At 71.7% G+C, this 22,472-nt stretch carries 17 protein-coding genes and 1 pseudogene; 4 read left to right on the forward strand and 14 right to left on the reverse strand.

All coding sequences use genetic code 11. From position 1 onward, the window contains the following. Window positions 1–49: 49 nt before the first annotated feature. Window positions 50–547: a hypothetical protein gene (locus tag PUR53_RS14895; protein WP_239750386.1), complete on the reverse strand. Its 498-nt coding sequence runs from the start codon at window positions 545–547 to the stop codon at window positions 50–52. Between the two features lie 68 nt (window positions 548–615). After that, window positions 616–1,218, reverse strand: coding sequence for a CGNR zinc finger domain-containing protein (locus tag PUR53_RS14900; RefSeq protein ID WP_329908537.1), 603 nt, complete (start codon window positions 1,216–1,218; stop codon window positions 616–618). Window positions 1,219–1,395: 177 nt separating this feature from the next. Here PUR53_RS14900 and PUR53_RS14905 point away from each other — a divergent pair, with 177 nt between their 5' ends. Next, window positions 1,396–2,316, forward strand: a complete 921-nt coding sequence (locus PUR53_RS14905; RefSeq protein WP_329900963.1) for a transglutaminase-like domain-containing protein — start codon at window positions 1,396–1,398, stop codon at window positions 2,314–2,316. Between the two features lie 54 nt (window positions 2,317–2,370). Here PUR53_RS14905 and PUR53_RS14910 read toward each other — a convergent pair whose 3' ends face one another. From PUR53_RS14910 to PUR53_RS14930, 5 genes are all read right to left on the reverse strand, one after another. Then, window positions 2,371–2,616: a DUF397 domain-containing protein gene (locus PUR53_RS14910; RefSeq protein WP_329900964.1), complete on the reverse strand. Its 246-nt coding sequence runs from the start codon at window positions 2,614–2,616 to the stop codon at window positions 2,371–2,373. 82 nt (window positions 2,617–2,698) lie between these two features. Further along, a complete protein-coding gene (locus tag PUR53_RS14915) occupies window positions 2,699–3,865 on the reverse strand; it encodes a thiolase domain-containing protein (RefSeq protein ID WP_329908538.1) in 1,167 nt (388 codons plus the stop codon). Then, window positions 3,862–4,932, reverse strand: a complete 1,071-nt coding sequence (locus tag PUR53_RS14920) for a thiolase domain-containing protein (protein ID WP_329900965.1) — start codon at window positions 4,930–4,932, stop codon at window positions 3,862–3,864. The genes PUR53_RS14915 and PUR53_RS14920 overlap by 4 nt, the downstream gene beginning before the upstream one ends. After that, complete coding sequence (locus PUR53_RS14925) at window positions 4,929–5,870, reverse strand: Zn-ribbon domain-containing OB-fold protein (RefSeq protein WP_329908539.1); 942 nt, start codon at window positions 5,868–5,870, stop codon at window positions 4,929–4,931. The genes PUR53_RS14920 and PUR53_RS14925 overlap by 4 nt, the downstream gene beginning before the upstream one ends. A gap of 114 nt (window positions 5,871–5,984) precedes the next feature. Further along, window positions 5,985–6,785, reverse strand: a complete 801-nt coding sequence (locus tag PUR53_RS14930) for a crotonase/enoyl-CoA hydratase family protein (protein WP_329908540.1) — start codon at window positions 6,783–6,785, stop codon at window positions 5,985–5,987. A gap of 168 nt (window positions 6,786–6,953) precedes the next feature. Here PUR53_RS14930 and PUR53_RS14935 point away from each other — a divergent pair, with 168 nt between their 5' ends. Further along, window positions 6,954–8,573, forward strand: a complete 1,620-nt coding sequence (locus tag PUR53_RS14935) for an acyl-CoA synthetase (protein WP_329908541.1) — start codon at window positions 6,954–6,956, stop codon at window positions 8,571–8,573. Window positions 8,574–8,638: 65 nt separating this feature from the next. Here the strand turns inward: PUR53_RS14935 and PUR53_RS14940 are convergent, their stop codons facing one another. Then, a complete protein-coding gene (locus tag PUR53_RS14940; RefSeq protein ID WP_329908542.1) occupies window positions 8,639–10,138 on the reverse strand; it encodes an acyl-CoA synthetase in 1,500 nt (499 codons plus the stop codon). Window positions 10,139–10,368: 230 nt separating this feature from the next. Here PUR53_RS14940 and PUR53_RS14945 point away from each other — a divergent pair, with 230 nt between their 5' ends. Both PUR53_RS14945 and PUR53_RS14950 read left to right on the forward strand, forming a co-directional pair. Next, window positions 10,369–12,789, forward strand: coding sequence for a penicillin acylase family protein (locus tag PUR53_RS14945; protein WP_329908543.1), 2,421 nt, complete (start codon window positions 10,369–10,371; stop codon window positions 12,787–12,789). Window positions 12,790–12,930: 141 nt separating this feature from the next. Next, entirely contained in the window at window positions 12,931–13,701 is a 771-nt protein-coding gene (locus PUR53_RS14950) for an SAM-dependent methyltransferase (RefSeq protein WP_329900971.1), read from the forward strand. Window positions 13,702–13,723: 22 nt separating this feature from the next. Here PUR53_RS14950 and PUR53_RS14955 read toward each other — a convergent pair whose 3' ends face one another. The 6 genes and pseudogenes from PUR53_RS14955 to PUR53_RS14980 all read right to left on the reverse strand — a co-directional run. Next, complete coding sequence (locus tag PUR53_RS14955; protein WP_329908544.1) at window positions 13,724–15,319, reverse strand: acyl-CoA synthetase; 1,596 nt, start codon at window positions 15,317–15,319, stop codon at window positions 13,724–13,726. Then, entirely contained in the window at window positions 15,316–16,428 is a 1,113-nt protein-coding gene (locus PUR53_RS14960) for an NAD(P)H-dependent flavin oxidoreductase (RefSeq protein WP_329900973.1), read from the reverse strand. Before PUR53_RS14960 ends, PUR53_RS14955 begins: the two co-directional genes overlap by 4 nt. A gap of 347 nt (window positions 16,429–16,775) precedes the next feature. Further along, window positions 16,776–18,392 carry a phytoene desaturase family protein gene (locus tag PUR53_RS14965; protein ID WP_329900974.1) on the reverse strand — a complete coding sequence of 539 codons (1,617 nt, stop codon included), beginning with the start codon at window positions 18,390–18,392 and terminating at the stop codon, window positions 16,776–16,778. Between the two features lie 207 nt (window positions 18,393–18,599). After that, entirely contained in the window at window positions 18,600–20,894 is a 2,295-nt protein-coding gene (locus tag PUR53_RS14970; protein WP_329900975.1) for a serine/threonine-protein kinase, read from the reverse strand. A 63-nt stretch (window positions 20,895–20,957) separates the two neighbouring features. Then, the gene (locus tag PUR53_RS14975) at window positions 20,958–21,824 is read right to left on the reverse strand and encodes an oxygenase MpaB family protein (protein WP_329900976.1); all 867 of its coding nucleotides are present in this window, start codon (window positions 21,822–21,824) and stop codon (window positions 20,958–20,960) included. A 105-nt stretch (window positions 21,825–21,929) separates the two neighbouring features. Continuing rightward, a pseudogene (locus tag PUR53_RS14980) lies at window positions 21,930–22,256 on the reverse strand (enolase C-terminal domain-like protein); the annotation flags it as partial. Between the last annotated feature and the right edge of the window lie 216 nt (window positions 22,257–22,472).

Here is a 22,472-nt window from a genome sequence, read left to right on the forward strand (position 1 = left end):
CCGGGTGTACGTACACCCGGCCCTTCTCCGTGTTCGTCCTCGTCGTGTCTCAGGCCTGCTGGAACAGTTCCGCCGGGAGCGGCTTGAGCAGCGCGTAGAGGTCGTCGGTGATGGGGCGGTCCCAGGCGGCGATGGTCACCAGGACGTTGTCGCTGCGGTCGAACTGGACGCAGGAGATCCGGGACTCGGAGAGCTTGAGGCGGCGGACGATCAGCAGGTTGTCACCCTGCATCACGGGGAGGTCCTCGGAGCCGACGACGGTGATCTCCTCCTCGTTCTCCAGCGCGATCAGCAGCTGGGCCACCTCGAAGGGGATCTCGCCGTCGGCGACCTCGCGCGCCGGGGAGCCCTCGGGGAGGTTGCCGATGATCATCGCGGGGCCGCGGCCGCCGTAGAGGTCGTAGCGCAGGAAGACGCCCTGGCAGCTGCCGTCGGGGGCGGGCAGCAGACCGGCACCGAGATTGCCCGGCCAGTCGCCCGGGTCCATGGCCAGTACGTCGAAGTCGGGCCCGGCGGGCGTGGCGCTGCGGCGGCGGAGGAAGGACATGCCGCAATGGTACGGCGTGCCGTGCGACGGTGGGGCCGAGGGAGCGTCGGGGTCGGCCGTCCCGGCGGTCAGGCCGAGGCCTTCCGGTGGCGGTCGTGGTGGCGGGCCACGCGGGCGCGGTTGCCGCAGGAGGGTTTGCACCACTCCTGGCGGGGGTGCTCCTTGAGGAAGTAGCGCACGCAGCGTGGTGCGTGGCAGGCGCGCAGCCGCTGTCGCTCGGGGCCCGCGAGGAAGGCGAGCGCGGCGCGGGCGAGGGCGGCGGTGAGCGGGTCCTCTCCGGTGGCGGGCCGGTGGTGCACGACGGGGTCGGCACCGGGGCCCCAGGTGAGGACGGGGACGGTGGGGGCGAGGGCGGCGGCGTCGTTGAGACGGGCCAGGGCCTCGGGGACGGGCAGCAACCGAGCGGCGTCGGCGGGGCTGGGCTCGCCGGGGCCGACAGCGCGGGCGAGGAGGGCGCGGACGGCGGCGCGGAGGTCGCGTACGGAGGCGAGCGCGGCCTCGTCGACGGCCGGGCCGACGGTGGTCGGCACGTCGTCCGCGTGGGCCTTCACCCAGGTGGCGAGCCCCATGACATCGGCCAGGTCGTCGGTGACACCGCCGCTGCCGTCGTGGCGGACGGTCAGCGCAAGGTCCAGGACGAGCCGTGCGTCCCCGCTGATCGAGTACTCCATGCGGCTAATGATAGGGGAGCCGCCATCCATTAATTCGCGTCGGTGCCATGAGAACCGGGAATTCCAGATATCCGCACCCCAAAGCGAATTGTGGACAATTGCGGGTGAATTTTGGCACGGTGAGGCGAAGCGGCCCGTAATTCGAACACGCGGCCGATTCCTTCTGGGGGTTCGCTCATGCCACCCGTACACCTCGCACCGGATGTCGCCGCCTTCTACACCGCGCAGAGCGCGTTCACCGACCCGGGCGACCTCGCACCGCTCTACGCCGACCTCCCGCGCGATCCGGCCCGACTCGCCCGGGTGGCACGGGATCTGATGATCCATCGGGGCGAGGGCGGGACCTTCGGCCACACCGTGGCGCAGGAGCGGTTGCACGACGACGCCGAGACGCGCTACCTCGACGACATCCTGCGGCTCGTGGTCGAGCGGAACGACGCGCCCCTGTCGCAGCGCCGTGAGCCCGGGGACCGGTTCGTCGGTGTGTGCCGCGACTTCTCGCTGCTGCACTGCTCGCTCCTGCGGCACATCGGTGTGCCGGCCCGGCTGCGATCGGGCTTCGCCACGTATTTCGGCGAGAACGGATTCCACTGTGACCACGTGGTCACCGAGTACTGGGACCCGGCGCGGGGCTGGCTGTTCGCCGACGCCCAGCTGACCGAGCCGTTGGTCGCCGACGAGCAGAGGATCGGCTTCGACCCGATGGACGTACCGCGCGACCGTTTCCTGGTCGCGGGCAAGGCGTGGCGGGCGATCCGGGCCGGCGAGGCGGACTCCCGGACGTTCGGCCTGCACCCGCCGGAGGAGGGGCCGCTCAACGGGGAGTGGTTCGTGGCCGGGAACGTCCGGCTCGATCTCGCGGCGCTGAACAAGGTCGAGACGCTGCTGTGGGACATCTGGGGCACCGAGACGGAGGCCGGCCGGGAACTCACGGACCCGGTCCGCGAACTGTACGACGAGGTCGCCCCGGTGGCGGGCGACGAGGTGCTCTTCGCCGCGGCGCGCGCGCTGTTCGCGGATCGCGAGGGGCTGCGGACACCGCGGACCGTCCTGTCGCTGGCGCCGTACAACGGCCCGCGCGAGGTGACCCTGCGCTGACCCCGCCGTCGGTGGGCGGCCCCGGCCACCCACCGACGCGGTGCGCGGGGCGGTTCAGGTCAGGTCGAACTCGCCCTCCCGGGCCCCCGACACGAAGGCGCCCCACTCGGCGGGGGTGAAGATCAGCGAGGGGCTCTCGGGGCTGCCGCTGTTGCGCATGGCGATGAAACCCTCGACAAAGGCGATCTGGACATCTCCCCGCCCCTGGCTGCTCGACTGCCAGTCCGCGTTGCTCAGGTCCAGTTCCGCCGGCTTGTGCCAGCCGTCGAGGGATCGCTGCTGCATGGTGGTCTCGGCCACGTCCGTGCTCCTCCCGGTTCGTCGTCCGCCCGCCAGACTAGCGATCGACCCCCATCGCGGACAGGCTGTGTGAGGGGGAGGTTCAGGAGGCGGGCGGTTCGGCGCCCACGAGCCACATCGAGAAGAACTGCGAACCGCCGCCGTAGGCGTGCCCCAGCACCCGCCGGGCGCCCTCGACCTGGTGCTCTCCGGCGAGGCCCCGCACCTGGAGCGCGGCCTCGGCGAACCGGATCATGCCGGAGGCACCGATGGGGTTGGTGGAGAGGACCCCACCGGACATGTCGACCGGAAGGTCCCCGTCCAGTTCGGTGACACCGGACTCGGTGAGTTTCCAGCCCTCCCCCTCGGCGGCGAAGCCGAGGTTCTCCAGCCACATCGGCTCGTACCAGGAGAACGGCACGTACATCTCCACCGCGTCGATCTCCCGGCGCGGGTCCGTGATGCCCGCCTGCCGGTAGACGTCGGCCGCGCAGTCCCGTCCCGCGCGCGGCGACACGCTGTCCTTGCCCGCGAACAGGGTCGGTTCGCTGCGCATGGCGCCGCCGTGCATCCACGCGGCCGGCCGGGGCGCGCGGGCCGCGCCCGCCCGGTCGGTGAGGACCATGGCCACGGCCCCGTCGGAGGACGGACAGGTCTCCGAGTAGCGGATCGGGTCCCACAGCATGGGCGAGGCCTGGACCTTCTCCAACGTGATGTCGTGCTCGTGGAGATGGGCGTACGGGTTCTTCAGCGCGTTGCGGCGGTTCTTGTACGCGACCAGGGAGCCGACGGTGTCGGGGGCACCGCTGCGCCGCATGTACGCGCGCACGTGCGGGGCGAAGAAGCCGCCCGCGCCCGCCAGCAGCGGCTGCTGGAACGGGATCGGCAGGGACAGCCCCCACATGGCGTTGGATTCGGACTGCTTCTCGAAGGCGAGGGTGAGCACCGTGCCGTGGACGCGGGCGGCGACGAGGCTCGTGGCGACCAGTGCCGTGGAGCCGCCGACCGAGCCGGCCGTGTGCACCCGCATCATGGGCTTGCCCACCGCGCCGAGGGCGTCCGCGAGGTACAGCTCGGGCATCATGACACCCTCGAAGAAGTCGGGCGCCTTGCCGATGACGACGGCCTCGATGTCGGCCCAGCTCAACTCGGCGTCGTCGAGGGCCCGTCGGGCGGCTTCCCGGACGAGCCCCGCGATCGACACGTCCCGGCGGGCCGCCACGTGCTTGGTCTGGCCGACGCCTACGACGGCCACGGGCTCCTTGCTCATCGGGGATCCCCTTCGAGTACGGCGACCAGGTTCTGTTGCAGACACGGGCCGGAGGTGGCGTGCGCCAACGCCCGGTCGGACTCGCCCCGGTGGATGCGGGCGGCGGCCTCGCCTATCCGGATGAGCCCGGCGGCCATGATCGGGTTGGCGGCCAGCGCCCCGCCCGACGGATTGACGCACACGGTCTCGTCGAGCCCCAGCGCCCTGCGCAGGACGACCTCCTGGGAGCTGAACGGGGCGTGCAACTCGGCGGTGTCGACGGGGCGTTCGAGGGCCCCGGCCCGTTCCGCGGCGATCCGGGTGGACGGCGAGTCGGTCAGGTCGCGCACGCCGATGCCGTGCGCCTCGATGCGGTGGTCGATGCCCCGGATCCAGGCGGGCCGCTCGCACAGGTCCCGGGCCCGCTCCCCCGCCGCGAGGACCACGGCGGCGGCCCCGTCGCCGATGGGCGGGCAGTCCCCGGTGCGCAAGGGCCGTACCAGGTACTCCCCCTGCGGCACCGAACCCCGTAGCTGCGCGTGGGAGTTGCCGGCGGCGTCCGCGCGGCTGCGGGCCCCGACCGCCGCCAACGCCGGCTCGTCGGTGGCGCCCGCGTCGATGAGCGCCTGGGCCTGGAGGGCGGCCAGCGCCACGGAGTCGGGCCACAGCGGGGCCAGGTAGTACGGGTCCAACTGCCGGGTGAGGACGTCTCGTACGGAGCCCGGCGAGGACTTGCCGTAGGAGTAGACGAGCGCGGTGTCGGCGTCCCCCGTCCGGAGTTTCACCCAGGCCTCGTACAGCGCCCACGCCCCGTCCATCTCGACGTGGGACTCGGAGATCGGCGGCCAGGCGCCGACGCCGTCGAGGGCGAGGGTGAAGGAGAAGGCACGGCCCGCGAGGTAGTCGCTGGAGCCGGAGCAGGTGAAGCCGATGTCGGCCGTCCTCAGCCCGGTGCTCGCCATCACCTCGTGCAGTACCGGCATGAGCATCTCCACCTCGGAGAGCTCCTCGCTGGTGCGCCGATGGTCGGTCTGGGCGAAGGCGACGACGGCGATGTCACGGGCGCCCGGGGCTTCTTCGCGCGTCACAGCAACTCCTTGAACGTGTCGTAGTCCGCGTCGGGTTCGCCGGTGGGCCGGTAGTGGTCGGGGTAACGGGCGCCTTCCGTCCACACCGGCTCCACGCGCAGCCCCATGCGCACCTGGTCGTAGGGGATGCCGGCGATCCGGCCGTGCAGGGCGAGTCCGGCGCCGTCGAGGGCGATGTGGGCGTAGACGTAAGGGACCTCGATGTCCAGGTTCTTCGCCTTGATGTTGACGATGCAGAAGGTGGTGACCGTGCCGGCCGGACCGACCTCGACCCGCTCCTCGGTGGCCACCCCGCAGGTCGGGCAGGCGCCGCGGGGCGGGACGTACACCTTGCGGCAGGACGGGCAGCGTTCACCGACGATGCGCCGGTCGCCGAGGGCCTCGATGTAGCCGGTCTGGGCACGGCCGGGCGAGTAGGTGTAGTCGAGGCGGGCGGCGGCGACGATGCCGGTGATCGCCTCCTGGAACTCTCCGCTGTGGCCCGCCGGTTCCACCGGTGCCCCGTCGTACGGTTCGAAGCAGGCGATGTCGGTAATGGCACCGGACCTCTCCTCGGCCCAGCGCACGCGGACCCGCATACCGGTGCGCACGGCGTCGGGGCCGGACGCGTCCAGGGCGTGCAGCAGGGCCGTGTCGGCGCCGTCGAGCCGCACCAGCACCCAGGCGAAGGGGGTGGCGAGCGGCTGCCCCCGACGTGGCTCGTGGTTCCAGGCCCAGGTGGTCACGGTCCCGGTCGGCGCGACCTCCACCAGATCACGGATCTCCTCGGCGGTGACGGGGTCGTACTCGACGGGCGGGACCAGCACCCTGCCGTCTCCGGTGCGCACCCCGAGGACGACCCGCTCCCGGAGTCCGGTGAGAAAGGCGCTCTGGACGGGCCCGAGAGACCGGGTGAACGGGAACTCGACGGTGAGGGGTGCTTTGAGGATCGCGGACATCGGGGCTTGCCTCCTTCGAGAGGGGGGCGACAGGAGCGCCCCTTCAGGGGCGCGGGGAACTGCGCGACCAGCCACAGCCGACCCGCAGCCGAAGCACGGCCGCCCCAGGGGGTGCTACGCGCGCTTGTAGACAGGGGGCCGCTTCTCGGCGAAGGCGCGGGCACCCTCCTTCGCGTCGGCCGTGTCGAAGATCGGCCACCCCCGCTTCAACTCGGCCGCCAACCCGTCCTCTTCGGTCATCGAGGCCGTCTCGTACACGGACGCCTTCACCGCCTCCACCGCCAGCGGCCCGCACGCGTTGATCTGTTCGGCGATCTCCAGGGCCTTGGTCAGGGCGGTGCCGTCGGCCACGACATGCCCGACGAGACCGATGCCGGCGGCCTCACGCGCGCTGTAGGGCCGCCCGGTGAGGAGCATCTCCAGGGCGTGTGTCCGGGGGATCTGCCGCTGGAGGCGGACCGTGGAGCCGCCGATGGGGAAGAGGCCGCGCCTGACCTCGAAGAGGCCGAACGTCGCCGACTCCCCCGCGACGCGGATGTCCGTGCCCTGAAGGATCTCCGTGCCGCCCGCGACGCAGTGCCCCTCGACCGCGGCAATGACCGGTTTGCGGGGCCGGTGGTGGCGAAGCATCGCCTTCCAGTGCAGATCGGGGTCGGCCCTGAGGCGGTCGCGGTACTCCTGCCCCTCCATCCCCTTGCCCGCGAGGGCCTTCAGATCCATCCCGGCGCAGAAGGCGCCGCCCGCACCCGTGAGGACGATCGAGCGGACCTCCTCGTCCTCGTCTGCCTGGAGCCAGCCGTCGTACAGGCCGACCAGCATCGGCAGCGAGAGCGCGTTCTTGGCCTCGGGCCTGTTGAGCGTGAGCACCAGTGTGGCGCCTTCGCGTCGCACGGTGAGGTGTTCGGTGCCGCCCATCCGGTGTCCTTTCGTCCACAGGAAACGAGAACAGGTTGCAGTAGGCGGGTCGGCACTTCAAGGGTTTTCTGACAGTCAGTCAGATTTCTGTGCGGGGACCCTTCACAGTTGTGCCGCCCTTTGCTCTGATGACCGGCAACCGAGGGCAGCGGGGTCAGGAGGAGTGCGGTGGAGTACAACCTTGCCGACCTGTTCGAGTCGGTCGTCGACGTGGTCCCCGACCGGGCGGCGCTCGCGTACCTCGACCTCCCCGGTACGGGCGCGGAACACCGGCTCACGTACGCGGAACTGGACGCGGCGGCCAACCGGATCGGCCACCACCTGCTCGACCGCGGGATCGAGCCCGGCGAACACGTCGGACTGCACCTCTACAACGGCGTCGAGTATCTGCAGACCGCGCTCGGCTGCCTCAAGGCGCGGATCGTACCGGTCAATGTCAACTACCGTTATGTGGAAGAGGAGTTGGTCTACCTTTACCGGGACGCCGACCTGGCGGGTCTGGTCTTCGACGCGGAGTTCACGGGACGGGTGGCGGCCGCGCTGCCGCGGACGGAGAAGCTGCGGCACCTGGTGCGGGTGGGGACCCCCGCGCCGGACGCGCCCGCCCTCGATGCCGTCGCCTTCACCGAGGCGGAGGCCTCCGCGTCCGACGGGCGGGGCTTTCCGGCACGCTCGGGCGACGACCAGTTCATCATCTACACCGGCGGGACGACGGGCATGCCCAAGGGGGTGATGTGGCGTCAGGAAGACCTGTTCTTCTCAGGGTTGGGCGGTGGCGCGCCGACCGGTGAGCCGGTGAAGTCGCCGGAGGAGCTGGCCGAGCGGGTCGCCGCCGGGGGCGACGGGATCACGTTCTTCCCCACGGCCCCGCTGATGCACGGCACGTCCACGCTCACCGCGTTCATCGGGTTCAACTTCGGGCAACGGGTCGTGATCCACCGCAAGTTCGTGCCCGAGGAGGTCCTGCGCACGATCGAGAAGGAGAAGGTCACCAGTGTGTCGCTGGTCGGCGACGCGATGCTGCGCCCGCTGATCGACGCGCTGGGCGGCCCGATGAAGGGCACCGACTGCTCGTCGCTGTTCAGTGTGTCGTCCTCCGGGGCGATCATGTCGGAGACGGTCCGGCAGCAGTTCCAGGCCCTGGTGCCGAACGCGATGCTGCTGAACAACTTCGGGTCGTCGGAGTCCGGGTTCAACGGCACGGCCACACAGGACGCGGGCGCCGGCGACGGATTCCGCATCCGCGTCCACTCCCGTACCCAGGTCGTGGACCCGGCGACGTACGAGCCCGTCCCGGTCGGTGTGCCGGGCCGGGTGGCACAGCGCGGTCATGTCCCGCTCGGCTACTACAACGACCCGAGGAAGACCGCCGAGACCTTCTTCGAGCGGGACGGCGAGCGCTGGGTGCTGCTCGGCGACATGGCGACCGTCGACGAGGAGGGCGTCGTCACGGTCCTCGGCCGGGGTTCGCAGTGCATCAACACCGGTGGCGAGAAGGTGTATCCGGAGGAGGTCGAACAGGCGCTCAAGGCCCACCCCGACGTCTACGACGCGCTGGTCGCCGGGGTGCCGGACGTGCGGTGGGGCAACCATGTCGCCGCCGTGGTGCAGCTGCGCGAGGGGGCCGCCCGGCCGTCGCTGGAGGACATCCAGACCCACTGCCGCACCCGTCTCGCCGGCTACAAGATCCCCCGCCAGCTGGTGCTCACCGACACCATCCAGCGGTCTCCCAGCGGCAAGGCCGACTACCGCTGGGCGCGCTCGGTGGCGGTGGCTGCGGACGCGTGAACCGCGCCTGGGTGGTGCCCGCCGCGTCGCGCCTTCGTCGGCCTCGCGTCGAGGTCGGTTCGGGCTCAGGGGCGCGCGAACCGGTCTCGCAGCTCGCGCTTGAGGATCTTTCCGCTGGCGTTGCGCGGTAGTTCGTCCACGAAGAAGACCCTCTTCGGTGCCTTGAAGTGGGGGAGCTTCTCGCGGGCATGGGCGATCAGTTCGTCCTCGGTCGCCTCGCCCCGGGGGACGACGACCGCCGCGACGGCCTCGATCCAGTGGTCGTCGGGCAGGCCGATCACCGCGACCTCGGCCACCCGGTCGTGGGTGTAGAGGGCGTCCTCGACCTGGCGGGAGGCGATCAGGACGCCACCGGAGTTGATGACGTCCTTCACCCGGTCGACGACGGTGAAGAACCCGTGGGCGTCCCGCACGGCGAGGTCCCCGGAGTGGAACCAGCCGTCGCGGAAGGCCTCGGCGGTCTCCTCGGGCTTCTCCCAGTAGCCCTCGCAGAGCTGGGGCGACTGGTAGACGATCTCGCCGGGAGAGCCGTCGGGCACCTCCTCGCCGTCCTCGTCGACGACCTTGGCCTCGACGAACATGACGGGGCGCCCGCAGGAGTCCATCCGGCCCTTGTGCTCGTACGGGCCGAGCACCATGGACAGCGGGCCGATCTCGCTCTGCCCGAAGCAGTTGTGGAAGGCGAGCTTCGGCAGGCGCTCCCGGAGGCGTTCGAGGACGGGCACCGGCATGATCGACGCCCCGTAGTAGGCCTTGCGCAGCCCGCCGAGGTCGCGGGTGTCGAAGTCGGGGCGGTTCGCGAGGGCGATCCACACCGTGGGCGGAGCGAAGAGGCTGTCGGCGCGGCCCTCCTCCACCAGGTCCAGGATCCGATCGCCGTCGGGGCCGTCGAGGATCGTGTTGGTGGCGCCGACCGCGAGGTACGGCACCAGGAAGACGTGCATCTGCGCGGAGTGGTACAGCGGCAGGGAGTGCACGGGCAGGTCGCCCGCCTGGAGGTCCAGGGCGGCGATGGCGCTGAGGTACTCGTGCACCAGCGCGCGGTGCGTCATCATCGCGCCCTTGGGGAGCGCGGTGGTGCCCGAGGTGTAGAGCAGTTGGACGAGGTCCTCGGCGCGGGGCTCCTCGCCGTCGTAGGGCTCGGTGGCGGCGAGGCGGGTGAGGAGCGAGTCGTCCGTGTCGCGCAGCGCCAGGGTGCGGGTGCCGTCGGGGAGGTGGCCGGCCAGGTCCGGGTCGGTGAGGACGAGGATGCTGCCGGACTGGTCGAGGATGTAGGAGAGTTCGTCGCCGGTGAGGTTCTGGTTGACGGGGACGTGCACCAGGCCGGCTCGGGCGGCGCCCAGGAAGGCGATGAGATAGGCGTCCGAGTTGTGGCCGTACGCGGCGACCCGGTCGCCCGGTGCGAGGCCGGTGTCGCGCAGGGCGCGGGCGGCGCGGGAGACGGCGTCGTCCAGTTCGGCGTAGGTCCAGGACCGTTCGCCGTAGAGGATGGCGACGCGGGCGGGGGTGCGCCGGGCGCTGCGCCGCAGCGTCCCGTCGACCGTCACGCTGCGACCAGCCGTCATGTCCCGCTCTCCTTCGTCCAGGTTCTCTCGCGATCCTCGTTCCGTCGCGCGAGCCAGGTCAAGCGGACCGGCCGTACGGCCGGTGTCCGGCGCACATGGCGGGAAGTCGCTCAACCACGCCCTTCGAACGGTGAGTCACCTTGAGGGAAGATCCATCACCCGTATGGACTACGCAGACACGTGTCGACATGCTCAACCCTCTCTTCCTCCGACGACGTTGGGAGTCGCCCATGCGCACCCGTCTGAGACAGCTGGTGGTCTCGGCCGTCGCTCTGTTCACCGCTTCGGCCGTACTGCCCTCGGCCACCGCCGCCACCGACGGCGAGCGGGCCGGTGGGCAGCGCACGTCCCACGGTGGTCTGTCCGCCGTGATCCGCTACACCGAGTACGGCGTTCCGCACATCGTCGCGAAGGACTACGCGAACCTGGGCTTCGGCACCGGTTGGGCGCAGGCCGCCGACCAGGTGTGCGTGCTCGCCGACGGCTTCGTGACCGTGCGCGGGGAGCGCTCCCGCCACTTCGGGCCCGACGCCGCCCCCGACTTCTCGCTCTCCTCCGCCTCCAGGAACCTCACGAGCGACCTGTACTTCCGTGGTGTCCGGGACGCCGACACCGTGCGGCGACTGCTGGAGCAGCCCGAGCCGCTGGGGCCGAGCCGCGCGGTCGAGGAGCTGATGCGGGGCTGGGCGGCCGGCTACAACGCGTGGCTGAGGAAGAACCGGATCAGCGACCCGGCGTGCAAGGGCGCCGCGTGGGTGCGGCCGGTCTCCACGCTCGACGTGTTCTCGCGGGCGTACGCCCTGGCCGTGCTCGGCGGCGAGGGCCGGCTGGTGGACACCATCGCCACCGCGCAGCCGCCCGCCGCAGGTGCCCCGGACACGGCCGCCGCCCCGGACCCGAAGAGCGCCGCCCGCGCCGCGAGCGAGCTGTTCGACGCCGCGAACGCCGACATGGGCTCGAACGCCGTGGCCTTCGGCGGTGGGACCACGGCAGGCGGCCGGGGGCTGCTGCTGGGCAACCCGCACTACCCGTGGGCCGGTGGGCGCCGCTTCTGGCAGGCGCAGCAGACGATCCCCGGTGAACTGAACGTCTCCGGCGGGGCGTTGCTCGGCTCGCCGGTCACCCAGATCGGGTTCAACGAGAAGGTGGCGTGGAGCCACACCGTGGCCACCGGCGTCCCCATGAACGTCCATCAGCTGACGCTGGACCCGGCCGACCCGACCGCGTACCTGGTGGACGGCCGGCCAGAGCGGATGACGAAGCGGACCGTGACCGTCGGCGTGAAGGACGGCTCCCCGGTCACCCGCACGCAGTGGTGGACGCGGTACGGCCCGGTCGTCACCTCGCTCGGCGCCGACCTTCCACTGCCCTGGACCACAGGTACCGCGTACGCCGTGCACGACCCCAACGCGGCGAACATGCGCTTCACCGACACCTCACTGGGCTTCGCCAAGGCCCGCGGCACCTCGGACATCCTCACGTCGCTCGCCCGGCACCAGGGCCTGCCGTGGGTGAACACCGTCGCGGCCGACTCCGCCGGGCACACCCTGTTCACCCAGTCCCAGACCCTCCCCAGGATCACCGACGACCTCGCGGCGCGCTGCTCGACGCCGCTGGGCCGGGCCACCTATCCGTCGGCGGGTGTCGCGATCCTCGACGGTTCGCGTGCGGACTGCGCGCTCGGCAGCGACACCGACGCCGTGCAGCCGGGGATCTTCGGGCCCGCGAGGATGCCGACGCTGAAGGACGCGCCGTACGCGGAGAACTCCAACGACAGCGCGTGGCTGGCCAACGCGGACCGGCCGCTAACGGGGTACGAGCGGATCTTCGGCAATGTCGGGACCCAGCGGTCGCTGCGCACGCGCGGCGCGATCGAGGACGTGGCCGCCATGGCCGACAAGGGCGGCCTGACCGTACGCGACCTCCAGCGGCAGCAGTTCGCCAACCGGGTGCCCGCGGCCGATCTCGCGGCCGACGACGTGGCACGGGCGTGTGCCGCGCTGCCCGGCGGGACGGCGACGGCCGGTGACGGTGAGGAGGTGGACGTGTCCGAGGCGTGCCGGGTGCTGCGGACCTGGGACCGGACCGTCGACAGCCACAGTCGGGGCACGCTGCTCTTCGACCGGTTCTGGCGGCGGCTGAACGCCATGGTGCCGCGCCCGCAGTTGTGGAAGGTGCCGTTCTCGGCGGCGGACCCGGTCAACACGCCGAACACCCTCAACACCGACGCGCCCGGCTTCGGGGCAGCTTTGGCGGAGACGGTGACGGAACTGCGGGCGGTGGGCGCCCCGTTGGACGCGAAACTCGGCGACCACCAGTTCGTCGTACGGAACGGGCTGCGCATCCCGGTGTCCGGCGGCACGGAGTCGCTGGGCGTGTGGAACAAGATCGAGTCGGCGTGGCGCGGGACCGAGGGCGGCTACCCGGAGGTCTCGTCGGGTTCCAGCCACATCCAGGCGGTCGGCTGGGACGGCGGGCGCTGCCCGGTGGCCCGCACGCTGCTGACGTACTCGCAGTCCTCCAACCCGAATTCGCCCCATCACCTGGACCAGACGCGGCTGTTCTCGGCGGAGAAGTGGGTGACCTCGCGGTTCTGCGAGAAGGACATCCTGTCCTCGCCGAAGCTGAAGGTGGTGCGTGTGAGCCAATGAGCGAAGGGGTGTGGTGCCGCCCCGCTACGGGGCGGCACCATTCTTCTGACAGCACTCATGCCATGGGCATATAACCGTTTCTCATGAGGAGGCCCCTCGGTGGCGCAAAACTCGTTACGTCGGGAGACGGATTCGACGGCCATGATCGACACGTCGGTGCCGCACTCGGCCCGGATCTGGAACTACTGGCTGGGCGGCAAGGACAACTACCCGGTCGACCACGCGGCCGGTGACGCCTTCCGCGCGGTGTTCCCCGGCATCACCGACCTGGCCCGCGACTCCCGGGCGTTCCTCGGCCGCGCGGTCACCTTCCTCGCCGGTGAGGCGGGGATACGCCAGTTCCTCGACATCGGCACCGGGCTGCCGACGGCGGACAACACGCACGAGATCGCGCAGCGGACGGCCCCGGACGCGCGGGTCGTCTACGTGGACAACGACCCGCTGGTCCTGACCCACGCGCGGGCGCTCCTCACCAGTACGCCCGAGGGGGCGACCGACTACGTCGACTCCGATCTGCACGACCCCGCGACCGTGTTGCGGAAGGCCGCGCGGACGCTCGATCTCTCCCGGCCGGTCGCGCTGACGATGATGCAGGTCAGCGGCCATATCGCCGACTACGCCGAGGCGCGCGCCATCGTCGGTGCCCTGCTGGACGCGCTGCCGTCGGGGAGTTGGTTCGCGTTCAACGACAGTGTGGACACGCACGAGGCGAACGCGGAGGCCACCCGCCGCTACAACGAGAGCGGCGCGGTCCCCTATTACCTGCGCAGCCCCGCCGAACTCGCGGGGTTCTTCGACGGGTTGGAGCTGCAGGACCCCGGGGTGGTGCCGCTGAACGACTGGCGCCCCGGCCCCGCGACCCCGGTCCACGGCGAGGTCATCGCCCTGGGCGGGGTCGCACGCAAGCCGTGACACCGACGGCGCCGGCGGAGACTCAGACGGCCTTCTCCCGGCCCTCCCAGTACGGTTCGCGCAGTCGGCGCTTGTAGAGCTTGCCGTTGGGGTCGCGGGGCATCGCCTCGGTGAAGTCGACGCTTCTCGGGCGCTTGTAGCCGGCCAGCCGGCGGGCGCAGTGGGCGAGGATCTCCTCGGCCAGGACCGGTCCCGGGGTGAAACCGGGGGCCGGTTCGACCACGGCCTTGACCTGCTCGCCCCAGTCGTCGTGCGGGATGCCGAAGGCGGCGGCGTCGGCGACGGCGGGGTGGGTGAGCAGGGCGGCCTCGATCTCGGCGGGGTAGATGTTGACGCCGCCGGAGATGATCAGGTCGATCTTGCGGTCCCGGAGGAAGAGATAGCCGTCCTCGTCGAGGAGACCGAGGTCGCCGACGGTGAAGAAGTCCCCGATGCGGTTCTTCCGCGTCTTGCCCTCGTCCTTGTGGTACGAGAAGCCGCCGGTGCTCATCTTCATGTAGACGGTGCCGAGTTCACCGGGCGGCAGCCGGTTGCCGTCGTCGTCGAAGACCGCGAGCTCGCTGATGGGCCAGGCCTTGCCGACCGTGCCGGGCTTCTTCAGCCAGTCCTCGGCGGTGGCGAAGGCTCCGCCGCCCTCGCTGGCCGCGTAGTACTCCTCGACGCACTCGCCCCACCACTCGATCATGGCCCGCTTCACATGGTCCGGGCAGGGCGCGGCCCCGTGGATGGCGTGCCGCATCGACGACACGTCGTAGCGGGCGCGCACCTCCTCGGGCAGCGCGAGGAGCCGGTGGAACTGGGTCGGCACCATGTGCGTGTGCGTGCAGCGGTGGGCGTCGATCGCGCGGAGCATCCCCTCGGGTGTCCACTTGTCCATCAGCACCAGCTTGTGCCCGATGTGCAGGGACGCGCCGGCGAACTGCAGGACGGCCGTGTGGTACAGCGGCGAGCAGACCAGGTGGACGTTGTCGTCGAAGGGCCGGATGCCGAAGATGCCGAGGAAGCCGCCGAGGTAGGACTCCTCGGGGAGCTTGCCGGGGAGCGGGCGTCGGATGCCCCGGGGGCGTCCGGTGGTGCCCGAGGTGTAGTTCATGACCCAGCCGAGGGTGCGCTCGGCTGGCGCCGACTCGGGCTGACCGGCGAGGAGTTCGCCGTACGGCCGAAAGCCCTCGACCGTACCGACGGCGTACCGGCGGCTGTCGGGGAGCTTCGCCTCGTCGGCGGCGTTGCGGGCGGCGTCGGCGAACCGCTCGTGCGCGATGAGCACCTTGGCGCCCGAGTCGGAGACGATCCAGGCGATCTCGGGGCCCACGAGGTGGTGGTTGACGGGCACGAGGTAGAAACCGGCCTGGGTGGCGGCCAGGTACGCGACGAGGAACTCGACGCCGTTGGGCAGGACCACCGCGAAGGCGTCGCCGCGTTCGAGTCCGGCCGCGCGCAGTCCGTGGACCAGCCGGTTGGTCTCGGCGTGCAGCCGTCCGGCGGTCCACCCCTCCCCGTCGGGCGCGATGAGCACCGTACGGTCGGGGTCGGTGGTGGCCTGGGCCCAGAAGCCCGGCGGAGGTTGGCTTCGGGGGGCTTGGCCTTGGGAGGTTTGGCCTTGGGGGGCTTGGCTCACTGTCCCTCGCTCCTTCCGGCGATCCGGTTGATGCGGTCCACGGCCTCCTCGAAGCCCCGGGTGAGGTCGTCGAAGACGGCCTGGACGCTGCGTTCGCTGTTCATCCGGCCGACGATCTGCCCGACCGGGGTGCCGAGCAGCGGCTCCACCTCGTACTTCTGGATGCGGGAGACCGCTTCGGCGACGAGCAGCCCCTGCAGGGGCATGGGGAGGGTGCCCGGTCCGGCCGGGTCGTCCCAGGCGTCGGTCCATTCGGTGCGGAGCTGGCGGGCGGGTTTGCCGGTGAGGGCACGGGAACGGACGGTGTCTCCGGAACCGGCGGCGAGCAGCTTCTCTATCAGCCGGGGCGAGGGCAGTTCGGCCTCGGTCGTGGTGAGCCAGAGCGAGCCGAGCCATACGCCCTGCGCGCCCAGCGCGAGGGCGGCGGCGACCTGCTGTCCGCTGCCGATGCCTCCGGCGGCGAGCACCGGCAACGGGGCAACGGCGTCGACGACCTCGGGGGTCAGCACCATCGAGGCGATCTCGCCGGTGTGGCCGCCGGCCTCGTAACCCTGGGCCACGACGATGTCGATACCGGCGTCCGCGTGTTTGCGGGCGTGGCGGGCGCTGCCGGCGAGCGCGGCGACGAGGACGCCCCGCGCGTGGGCGCGGTCGACGACGTCGGCGGGCGGGGAGCCGAGGGCGTTGGCGAGCAGCTTGATCGGGTAGTCGAAGGCGACGTCGAGCTGGCTGCGGGCGACCTGTTCCATCCAGCCGGTGATGCGCCAGCCGGAGGCCTCCCCCTCGGCGAGTTCGGGCACCCCGTACTGGGCGAGGGTGTCCTTGACGAACTGCCGGTGCGACTCGGGGATCATCGCCTCGATGTCGGCCTCCGTGACGCCCTCGACCTTCCTGGCCGGCATCACGACGTCCAGGCCGTAGGGCCTGCCGTCGACGTGGGCCTCGATCCAGTCGAGGTCGCGTTTGAGGTCGTCGGGGGCCGTGTAGCGGACCGCGCCGAGCACCCCGAAGCCGCCGGCCCGGCTGATGGCGGCCGCGACCGCGGGGAACGGGGTGAAGCCGAAGACGGCGTACTGGACTCCGAGGGTGTTGCTCAGCTCCGTCTGCATGGTGCGCAGGATGCCGTAGTCCTTCGGACGAGGGAAGGGGTTTTCTGATGCCTCGTCAGATTTGGCTGGGCGGGAGGTGGGGGCCTTGGGCGCGTTGGGGGGTGCCTTGGGAGGTTGTTCGGCGGGTGCGGGTGGGTGGGGCTGGTCGCGCAGTTCCCCGCGCCCCTTACGGGGCGCGACCCTGACGGAGTGTGGCCCTGCTGATCGCGGGCAATCAGCAGGGCCCCTTCCCCCGTGAACGGCCCCCCGTCGCCGCTCGCGTCATCGATTTCAGCGCACGGCGGATTGTTTGGCAGGGGTGGTCGTGCGGCCGGACAATGGCTTGGGCGATCGGGGGTGTCCCTGTCTCACTCCCCCAGGACCGCCATTGCCGCGTTGTGGCCGGGGACGCCGCTCACGCCGCCGCCGCGGACCGCGCCCGCGCCGCACAGGAGGACGTTGGCGTGGCGGGTCTCCACGCCCCAGCGGCCCACGTCCTCCTGGGCGTAGGGCCAGGCGAGGTCGCGGTGGAAGATGTTGCCGCCGGGGAGGCCCAGGTCGCGTTCCAGGTCGAGGGGGGTTCTGGCCTCGATGCAGGGGCGGCCGTCGGCGTCGGTGGCGAGGCAGTCGGCGAGGGGCTCGGCGAGATGGGCGTCCAGCTGGGCGAGGGTCGACTTGAGGAGTTCCGTGCGTACGCCGTCGTTGTCCGCCTGGAACAGCCGCGCGGGCGTGTGCAGACCGAACAGGGTGAGCGTCTGGTAGCCCTGTTCCACCAGGTCCGGGCCGAGGATGGTCGGATCGGTGAGGGAGTGGCAGTAGATCTCGGACGGCGGGGCCTCGGGCAGCGCGCCGGAGGCGGCCTGGGCGTAGGAGGCCGCCAGTTGGTCGTAACCCTCGGCGATGTGGAAGGTTCCGGCGAAGGCCTCGTGCGGGTCGACGGACTCGTCCCGGAGCCTCGGGAGCCGCTTGAGCAGCATGTTCACCTTGAGCTGGGCGCCCTCGGCGGGCGTGGGCGGTTCGTCGCCGGTCAGGGCGGCCAGCTCCTGCGGGGAGGCGTTCACCAGGACGTGCCGTGCGGCGACCGAGCCCTCCGTGTCGGCGGTCCGGAACGTGATCTCGGCGGACCGGCCGTCGGTGGCGATCCGGCGGACCTCGTGCCCCGTGGCGATCACCGCGCCCGCGTCGCGCGCGGCGGTGGCCAGAGCGTCCGTGAGGGCGCCCATGCCGCCGACGGGCACGTCCCAGGCCCCCGTGCCGCCGCCGATCACGTGGTAGAGGAAGCAGCGGTTCTGACGCAGCGAGGGGTCGTGGGCGTCGGCGAAGGTGCCGATGAGCGCGTCGGTGAGGACGACGCCGCGTACGAGGTCGTCGGTGAACGTCGACTCGACGGCGGCGCCGATCGGCTCCTCGAAGAGCACCCGCCACGCCTCCTCGTCGTCGATACGCCGGCGCAGGTCGTCCCGGCTGGGGAGGGGTTCGGTGAGCGTCGGGAACACCCGCTCGGCGACGTGGCCCGTCATCCCGTAGAACCGCTGCCAGGCCTCGTACTCGCGACCCGAACCGGTCAGTCGTTCGAAGGCCGCGCGGGTGCGGCGCTCGCCGCCGCCGACGAGGAGACCGGTGGGGCGGCCGTCGCGTTCGACGGGGGTGTACGAGGAGATCGTGCGCCCGCGGACCCGGAAGTCGAGGTCCAGGTCCCGCACGATCTTCCGGGGCAGCAGGCTGACCAGGTAGGAGTACCGCGACAGCCGGGCGTCGACCCCGGCGAAAGGGCGGGTGGAGACTGCTGCTCCGCCAGTGTGGTCCAGCCGCTCCAGCACGAGTACGGAACGGCCCGCGCGCGCGATATAGGCGGCGGCGACCAGACCGTTGTGACCGCCTCCGACGATCACGGCGTCGTACGAGTCGTGCGGTCGGGGCCCACTCGGGCGTGGGGTATGCGCGGGCCGTGCGGGCCGATCTGAGGGCGCGGGGGTGGCAGGCATGGCTCTTGGTAACACGCCATGATCGAGCTCGGCCAGGGGTGCGCGCCAGGTGGATCAATGGCTCGGCGCCCTGGTCCGGGGGCGGCGGGGGCCCGCGAGGGCGTTGTCCTCGGTGGTGGAATCGGGGGGGTGCGTCGGTTCGGGGGCTCGTACGGCGCCGGTGCCTGGCGTACCGGCGGTCGTCGGGTTGCGGGGCTGTCCTTGGGGTCAGTGGTGGTCGGTCGGTCGTTGTCGGCGTAACGCCGCCACTCGGCGGTACAGTTCCACCGCTTCCTGGCCTCGGCCGAGTTGTTCGAGGCAGTGTGCCTCGTCGTTGCGGCTGGCGAGGGTGTCGGGGTGGTCGGGGCCGAGGACGTGTTCGCGGGCGTCTGCCACCCGCCGGTACTCGGTGAGGGCGTCGGCCCAGCGGCCGAGCCAGCCGAGGCCGACGGCGACCTCGCGGCGGCTGACGAGGGTGTCGGGGTGGTCCGGCCCGAGGACGCGCTCACGCAGGGCGCAGACGTCCCGGGACTCGGCGAGGGCCTCCTCCCAGCGGCCCAGGCGGCCGAGGTTGACGCCGAGGCCGTGCCGGGCGCGGAGCGTCTCGGTGTGGCCGGGGCCGAGGACGCGGGTGCGGTCGTCGACGAGGGCGCGGTAGAGGGTGAGCGCGTCGGCGCTGCGGCCGAGCCTGCCGAGGCTGACGCCGACCTCGTGGCGCGCGGCGAGCGTGTCGGGGTGATCGGGCCCGAGGGCCTGGGCCCGGGCGTCGGCGACCTCCTGGTACGTCCGCAGCGCCTCGGGCCAGCGGCCCAACTGGCCGAGGGCGTAGGCGACCTCGTACCGGGTGACGAGGGTGTCGGGGTGGTTGGCGCCGAGCACCCGGGTGCGGGCGGCGGCCACGTCGTTCGCCATGCGGTACGAGTCCTCCAGACGGCCGAGCCTGCTGAGGTTGAAGGCGAGGTTGTGGCGGCAGCGCAGGGTGTCCGGGTGGTCGGGGCCGGCGAGGCGCTCGCGGACGGCGAGGACCGAGGTGTAGGCCTGGTGGGCTTCGAGGTGACGGCCCAACTGGCCCAGCACGTACGCCATCTCCTGCCGGGCGGCGAGGGTCTCGGGATGCTCGGCGCCGAGCGCGTGCTCACGGGCACGGGCCACGTGGGCGAACTCCCGCAGCGCGTCGGCGGGACGGCCGGTGCGACTGAGGGTGAAGCCGACCTCGTAGCGGCTGGCCAGGGTGTCGGGGTGGTCGGGGCCGAGGGCGTGCTCGCGTTCGGCGGCGACCGCGCGGTGCACCTCACCGGCCTCCGTCCAGCGGCCGAGGCGGCCGAGGCTCAGGCCCGCGTTGTGCCGGCCGGCCAGGGTGGTGATCAACTCCGGTGGTGGCGCCGGACGTTCGTCCTGTGCGGGGTGTTTGACGCGACCGGCGGCGGGGCGGGCGATCCACTCCCCGGTGAGCCCGGCAGAGGCGTCCGGCGGGGCGAGGCCCGGTCCGGTTCCGGCGGCCTTGTGGCCGGTGGTCATGCCCCGGGTCCAGGAGGGCAACCGGGGTTCGCGCGACGGCAGTTGTCCGGGCCGCGTCCAGGGCCGGGGCACGCCGGGAGCGACGGCGGGGGCGACGGGAGGGGGAACCGCGGTCGGGGTGAGGACGTGGGTGCGGCCCGGCGGCCCGGCCGTCGCCGCCCGCCCCTCGTCGATCCTGCGGCCCAACTCCCGGGCGTCGTGCGGCCGTTCCTCGGGTTCCTTGGCGAGCAGGTCGAGGATGAGCCGGTCGAGGTACTCGGGCACCTCGTCGCGGTGACTGCGCGGCGGCGTCGGCGCGGTGTCCCGGTGGCCCATGAGCACCGCCCAGGCGTCGTCGAGGTCGAACGGCGGCACTCCGGTGGCGATCTCGTAGAGCACACAGCCGAACGAGTAGAGGTCGCTGCGCTGGTCGACCTGACCGCCGATGATCTGTTCCGGCGACATGTAGTGCGGGGTGCCCATCGCGATGCCGGTGCCGGTGAGGCGGGAGGTGAAGGTGACGTCACGGCCCAGGCGCGCTATGCCGAAGTCACAGATCTTCACGGTGCCGTCGGTGAGCAGCATGATGTTGGCGGGCTTCAGGTCACGGTGCACGATGCCCTGGCGATGGGTGTAGGCGAGGGCGGAGGCCACCTGATCGGCGATCTCCACGACCGCCGGGACCGCCAGCGGATGGTGTTTGTTGTCCTCCAGGAGCTGGCTGAGGTTGCGGCCCTCCAGTAACTCCATGACGAGGAACAGCACACCGTCGGACTCGCCGAAGTCGTGGACGACGGTCACACCGCGGTGCTGGAGGGCCGCGGCGACGCGCGCCTCGCGCCGGAACCGCTCCCGCAGGACCCGCGTGAAGGACTGGTCGGGCTGGCTGTTGAGGGGTTTGAGGCACTTGACCGCGACCTGCCGCCCCAGTGACTCGTCCCTCGCACGCCAGACCTCGCCCATCCCCCCGCGCCCGATCAGATCGAGCAGCCGGTACCGGCCCTGGATCAGCCTGGTGTCCCCCATCGTCGACGATCGCCCCCGTATCCAAACGGACCCGCCCTCCCCTGGCCCGTCCAGTATGGCGGCCTATCTGCCGACTTTGTACGGTGCCGGGCGGGAGCCGGGGCCGAGCCGTGACATGGCGCGGAGGATGTGTTTGGGCGGGAGTTGCCAGCGCAGACGTGCGGGGACGGAGCGAAGAAAGGTTCCGGTGAGCCGCAGGCGGCGGGTGACCACCTCGGGTTCGGGGCCCGGTCTGCCGTACAGCTCGTGGGCGTACGGCGGCAGGGAGGCGTACGCCAGGTTCGCCACGCGCCGCCACAATGCTTCACGTGCCGGTACGAGCAACGGGTGGGCGGGCGGGCGCCGCAGGAAGTCGTCGACCTCCCGTGCCTCGGGGCCGGCCGCCAGCTCGGGCCGCACCTTCGTGAAGTAGGCCGCCAACTCCGCCGCGTCACCGGGTGCTTCGGCGGGGTCCAGGCCGACCAGGCGGGCACTGACGCGGTGTTCGCCGACGTACCGGTCTGCGGCGGCCTCGGTGAGGGGGTAGCCGGAGCGACGCAGGATGTGGAGGTAGGAGTCGATCTCCGCGCAGTGCACCCACAGCAGCAGCTCCGGTTCGTCGACGCCGTACCGCTCCCCCGTGTCCGGGTCGGTCGCCGAGAGCAGGCTGTGGATCTTCCGGACCCGCGCGCCGGCGTGTTCGGCGGCCTCCGTGGTGCCGTACGTCGTCGTGCCGACGAAGCTCGCCGTGCGCAGCAGCCGGCCCCAGGCGTCCTTGCGGAAGTCGGAGTTCTGCGTGACGCCGCGCACCGCGCGCGGGTGCAGGGCCTGGAGGTACAGCGCGCGGACCCCGGCGATCCACATCATGGGGTCGCCGTGGACCTGCCAGGTCACGGAGGCCGGTCCGAACAGACCGGGGTCGCCCGGGGCGGGGCGAGCGGGGGCATCCACCCCGCCAGTGTGACCGGGATCGACAGTCGACACCAGGGCCACGTGCGCAGCCCTGCGTGCCCTGCGTGCCGTGTGTGCCGTGTGTGCCGTATGTGCCGTGTGTGACTACCAGGCGGCCAGTGAGCCGTCGGTGTTGCGCCAGACGGGGTTGCGCCAGCGGTGGCCGCGTTCGGCGGCGGCGCGGACCGCGTCCTCGTCGATGGTGATGCCGAGACCGGGCGCTGTCGGGCGGTCGATGTAGCCGTCGCGGAACGTGAAGGGCGTGGTGTCGGCGAGATAGTCCAGCGGGCCGCCGCTGTCGCCGTAGCCGATGCCCAGTGCCTGTTCCTGGATGAGGAAGTTGGGGATGGCGAAGTCGAGTTGAAGGCTGGCGGCCAGGGCGATCGGGCCGAGCGGGCAGTGCGGTGCGACCGGGACGTCGTGGACTTCGGCCTCGCGGCGATCCGGCGAGGGTGGTCAGGCGGTCATCCTCATGCCGAGCTGACGCGACCAGGGGGTGTTTCGAAAGTCCTGTGCGGTGCCCGCGGTGTCCGGTGGGTGCTCTCGGCGTGCCGGACGAAAGCCCTCGTACTGGACGTACTTGGGTTTTCGGCCGGTGCGGCGAGAGGGCGTGCCGGGCGCCGTGGGTGCTGTGCGGGACTTTCGAAA

The organism is Streptomyces sp. SP18BB07, from assembly GCF_036322545.1.
In the GTDB taxonomy this organism is placed as follows: Bacteria; Actinomycetota; Actinomycetes; order Streptomycetales; family Streptomycetaceae; genus Streptomyces; species Streptomyces deccanensis.